This is a genomic window from Streptomyces chiangmaiensis (assembly GCF_036281785.1).
GTDB classification, from domain to species: domain Bacteria; phylum Actinomycetota; class Actinomycetes; order Streptomycetales; family Streptomycetaceae; genus Streptomyces; species Streptomyces chiangmaiensis.
The window spans coordinates 1-4,612 of sequence record NZ_JAYWVC010000370.1 but is presented as its reverse complement, the minus strand read 5'-3'; the positions used below and the strand labels follow the sequence as shown (position 1 = coordinate 4,612).

Sequence of the window (4,612 nt, the reverse complement as noted above, 5' to 3'; positions counted from 1 at the left end):
TTGCCGCGTACGGCCCGCTTGGCCTCGCGCAGGCGCCGGCCGGCGGATTCTGCGAGCAGGTTCAGCGGATACCCGGAGTGGGCGAAGACGATTCCCGCTGACGCGGTTGGAGCCTCCAACGGCGGTTCCCCCTCCGAGCGTCCGGCGCGACGTCCGTTCAGCATCTCCAGGATGTCGGCGGTCGCCGTACGAACGGCTTGACCGAACTGGCGCAGGAAGGCGAGCGTGAAGGCCCATGCCTGGTCGGCGGGCAGGCTCACCAGCACATCGTCACCGCCGACGACGTGCGGGACGACCACCACTTGGTCGCGTTCGTCCGTCAGGGGCAGGCTCATCGTGGCCTCTGTCAGCGCATCCCGTGTGGCTGCGGAGAGGGACTGGGAGATTCTCGTCTTCCAGTTCCTCATGCGAGGATCGTCACTGCCCTCCTTGGCGAGCGCCTTGAAGAACTCCCCGAACGCGTTCCCGTCAATGGACACCGTCGCCAAGTGGTTGCGGCCCGACTCGACGCGGCCCAGCGCGGCCAGCGCCGCGAAGTCCTCCGGAGCGGGGTGGGTGACCGGCAGGCTCTTCGCCAGCCGCCCTTCCGGGCTGCGCTCGTCACCCGCCGTTCGCCCACGCGGCACGTTCCGCATCGAAGGGACTTTCAGCGCTGTCCGAGGGACGGACGACACGCCGCCTAACGCAACAAGCCCCCGAAAGACCGGAAAGGGCCTCCGACGCAGGTCAGAGGCCCTCTCTCGTGCAAAGCCGCAGGTAGCGGCAGACGAGTCGGGCTGTACGCCGGGGTCTGTTCTACACGCCTACGGGATATCAGAGACGCTAACGAGTTCATGCTCGGCGTCCGACCCACGGACCGCTTCCTTGCCGCCCGTGCCGCCGCTTGAAGCAGCGGTACACACTTCCATCGAACACCGGCCTTGGAAGACCGAGGACGGACAGTTCGACCCCCACGGCCCCGGCGTTGTTCGGTTCTGTCCGACTTCGTAGTAGTTGATCAGATGCCGTAGACGGCGAAGGCGTCGTTGTGGCTGAGGAGATCGCGGCGGGCGTGGGCGATGTTGGCTCGTCCAGCGAGGCGGAACGTGCTGATGCCCAGGTTGCGGAAGCTGGCCAGGGCTCGGGGTGCGGTGCCGGTCCTGACCTGGGAGTTGTCCTCGTGGAAGGTGACGTCCCGCACCCAGTGGATCTTGTTTTCGATGGACCAGTGGGCCCTCTCGTAGTGGTTGAGGTGAGCGGGGCCGGCGAGGTGAGCGGGCAGGCTGGTGACGCCGAAGACGATCTCCTTCCCGGTCCGGGTGCCGTCGAGGCCGCCGGTGTCACGGCGCAGACGGAAGACCTGTCCCGCTCCGGGGAAGAGGGTGTCGTCGGCTTGGGCGGTGCGGATCGTGCGGCGCTCGGTGCGCCCGTGCCCACGGTCGTCTTCGACCTCGGTGGTCTCGGTCCACTCGGTGTCGGTGCCGGCCAGCAGCGCCTGGGCGGCGGCGCGGGCCAGCGGCTGGTTCCCCTTCAGGATCAGGACGTAGTGGGCGTCGAGCCGGTCCGTGATCAGGCGGGCGGTCTTCTTTGTGGTGTGCAGGGCATCCAGGGTGAACACCCAGCCAGGCAGGTGGAGCCCGGCCAGCAGGGTGCGGGCCGCCTCACCCTCGCCGCGCTTGTCCGGAACCTGGGATTGGCCGAGGACCGCGCCGCTGGCGTGGGCGACCGCCCCGACCAGGAAGATGCGCCCCGATTCGGTGCGGGCGCCGGTCAGGGCCTTGCCGTCGAGAGCCGCGGCGGGCAGCAGCCCGGCCGGCGCCGGGTGTTCCACCGCCCGCTGGGCGGCGCGGCGCTGTTCGCGCTCGATGGGCCCCGGGGTGCGCGGGATCTCGGGCGCTGGTGCCGTTCCGGACGCGACTTCGGTGACGTATGCGCAGGTCGCCGCGTCCAGGGCGTCGGCGTCCAGGTCGGCGAGCACGCGGCGGAAGGTGCGTTCGCTGGGTACGAGGTACTGGCCGGCCAGCGGGTCGTACCGGGCGCCGATACGGGCCAGTTTGACCTGTGGGGCGCGGGCGGCCCACTGCCAGATCGCGGTCATGGAGTCGCCGCCGACCACCAGCGTCGCGCACGCGGCCAGCACCAGGATCACCGTCAGGGGGTGCCGCCGCCCCCGCTCCGCGCGCCGGTCAGGGACCTGCCGCAGCCTGCTGGCCAGCGCAGACTCCACTGCCACAGGGTCGATGGCGAGCTCGGCACAGCGCGAGGTCGGTGAGCTGGCCAAGGACAGGGCTGATCAGGGAGGATGCGGGCACGAGCGCGGCTCCTGAGACGATCTTCTGGCGTAGGAACCTGAAAGATCATCAGAGGCCGTGCTCGCCTTGCAACTTGCCACCTCACTCCACGGACAAACAACCCAAAACCCATCAAAGATCAACTATGCCGGGGCCGTGGTTCGACCCCCACATGAATTTCGAGCGATGTCCGTCTGTACGCCCAGCGGCGCCAACTCCCCCGCCTGCGGATCACCTCCGCCTGCGCGGAGAACACGTGGACCGGCAGACGCCGACATCACGACGTTATCTCGGCTATCAGTCCGCTGCCGCCTCACCCGTCGCTGGCGCTCACGGTAGTACGCCTACAGCAGACGCCCATGACTTGAGACCTGCGCGAACACCATGCCAACGTACGGATGCCGGCAAGACCGCAGCTCAACGAGAGGATGTTCCAGCGCGATGGACTGCTGAGCCCGAGCTCAACCGTCGCACCTCAGCACTCCCTGAGACAGCCAATACGCGCGCTATCAGAATTTCACGGTTTCACCAAGCCCAGACTTCTCCGGATCGTGGGTTCATCAACGTTTCTCACCCTGGAGACCGCAGATGCACGATCAGATCGCGTCCACGCATGAAGCCGCGTTCTTGAATCTGAACAAGGCGGCGGAATACCTCGGTGTTTCACCAAACACCCTGTATGTCTGGCGCCACCGACGACAGGGTCCGCCGAGCTTCCGCATGGGCCGCCGCGTCATGTACAGGATCTCGGCACTCGATGAGTGGGTCATAGCGCAGGAGCAGGCGGATTCACGTTCCAACGCTGCTCTCAATCCTCTCATCCAGTCGCCGACGAGGCGCGCCGCACGCACTCCTTGAACGCTGTCGACGAGCCTGAAGGTGGTCCGTCGATCTTTCGGAGTTCCGGCGCGCAGCTTTCCACCATGACATACGACCATGCCGAACTGAGTTCATAGGAGAACATTCCCTTGGCGGGGTACATAGAAGACCGCTGGCTCAAGAAGAAGCCCAACAAGGACACCGGTAAGCGGGAGCGAACTGCCCTGTGGGGTCAGGGCAAGCGCTATCGGGTGAAGGGCATCCCGGGTGTCCGGGACCGCTCGTTCGACACGAGCGAGGACGCGAAGCAGTGGCTCGCCAAGGCACAGACCGACACCACGCGTGGCGAATTCGTCGACCCCCGTGACGGGGCGATCTCCCTCGCCCAGTACATCGAGAAGCACTGGTGGCCGGGCCGATCGGACGAACCGTCGACCGCCGCCCCCATGCGCAGCAAGATCTGGAACCACATCATCCCGTTCCTGGGTGCAACAGCGCTCCGGGACATCGACGCTGCCGTACTGCGCGCTTGGAAGGCCCAGTTGCTGACACGGGTCGAGGCGTCCACGGCCCAGGTGATCTGGATCCACCTTTCCACGATCCTCGAAGCCGCCGTCGACGACGGCCGCTTGGTCAAGAACCCCTGCAAGGCCCGCCGGACTGTCAAGGCACCCAAACCCGCGAAGAGGAAGGCCAAGGCATGGGCCAGGCCGACCGTGGATGCCGTCCGGGCGGGCCTCCAGGATCGATACCGCATCGCGGTGGACCTCGGTGTCGGCCTCGGCCTGCGCCAAGGCGAGGCGTTCGGTCTCAGCGAGGATGACTTGGACTTCGATGCCGGTGTCGTACACGTCCGCCGACAGCTGCGGTGGGACTCCAAGGGAAGGCCGTACTTCTGCCTGCCCAAGGGCGGCAAGACGCGAGACGTTCCCCTCTCCCCCAACCTCGCCAGGCGTGTCCAGGACCACCTGCGCCGCTTCCCTTCGGTCGCCTGCACGCTCCCGTGGCGCAACCCTGAACCGCCGACGACCGAGCTGGAAGCGCGACAGCGCAAACCGATCAGCGTCCGGCTGGTCCTGATCACTTCGCAGGACAATCGAGTCAACTACTCGATGTGGAACAGGCTGAGCTGGCGGCCCGCACTCGCGGCGGCCGGTGTCGTGAAGAAGGTCGGCGACAAAGCCGAGACGTACGGAGGCCGCAGCCGTCGGTACCCCGTCTACGAACTCTCCCGCGAGGACATGTTCCACGTCCTCCGGCACACGTACGCAAGTACCCAGCTCGAGGCCGGCGAGTCGATCGTGAGCGTGTCGGAGTGGCTCGGGCATGCCTCGCCGCAGACCACGCTGACGCACTACGCTCACTTCATGCCAGGGGCGGGCAAGCGGGGCCTCGCCGCCATGGACGAGTGGTTCGATCAAGATCCACAACCGAATGTCCCTGAGAAGTCCCCGGGCGCCCCGCAGGTCCAGAACAGGCCATGAAACCGCAGGTGAGAGCGCTCATCGCCCACACCGACACCG

The 4,612-nt window shown here is 66.9% G+C and carries 4 protein-coding genes; 2 read left to right on the top strand and 2 right to left on the bottom strand.

Translation table 11 applies throughout. The annotated features are described in order from the left end of the window. Positions 1-626 (bottom strand): Cas10/Cmr2 second palm domain-containing protein (locus tag VXC91_RS42635; RefSeq protein ID WP_329512729.1); only part of this gene is annotated, 626 nt, incomplete at its 3' end. 371 nt (positions 627-997) lie between these two features. Then, positions 998-2,206, bottom strand: a complete 1,209-nt coding sequence (locus tag VXC91_RS42630; RefSeq protein ID WP_329512728.1) for an ISAs1 family transposase — start codon at positions 2,204-2,206, stop codon at positions 998-1,000. 652 nt (positions 2,207-2,858) lie between these two features. Here VXC91_RS42630 and VXC91_RS42625 point away from each other — a divergent pair. Both VXC91_RS42625 and VXC91_RS42620 read left to right on the top strand, forming a co-directional pair. Next, positions 2,859-3,128, top strand: a complete 270-nt coding sequence (locus VXC91_RS42625) for a helix-turn-helix transcriptional regulator (RefSeq protein WP_329512727.1) — start codon at positions 2,859-2,861, stop codon at positions 3,126-3,128. A gap of 110 nt (positions 3,129-3,238) precedes the next feature. Next, positions 3,239-4,573 (top strand): tyrosine-type recombinase/integrase, encoded by a 1,335-nt coding sequence (locus tag VXC91_RS42620; RefSeq protein ID WP_329512726.1) that lies wholly within the window; start codon positions 3,239-3,241, stop codon positions 4,571-4,573. Positions 4,574-4,612: the final 39 nt, after the last annotated feature.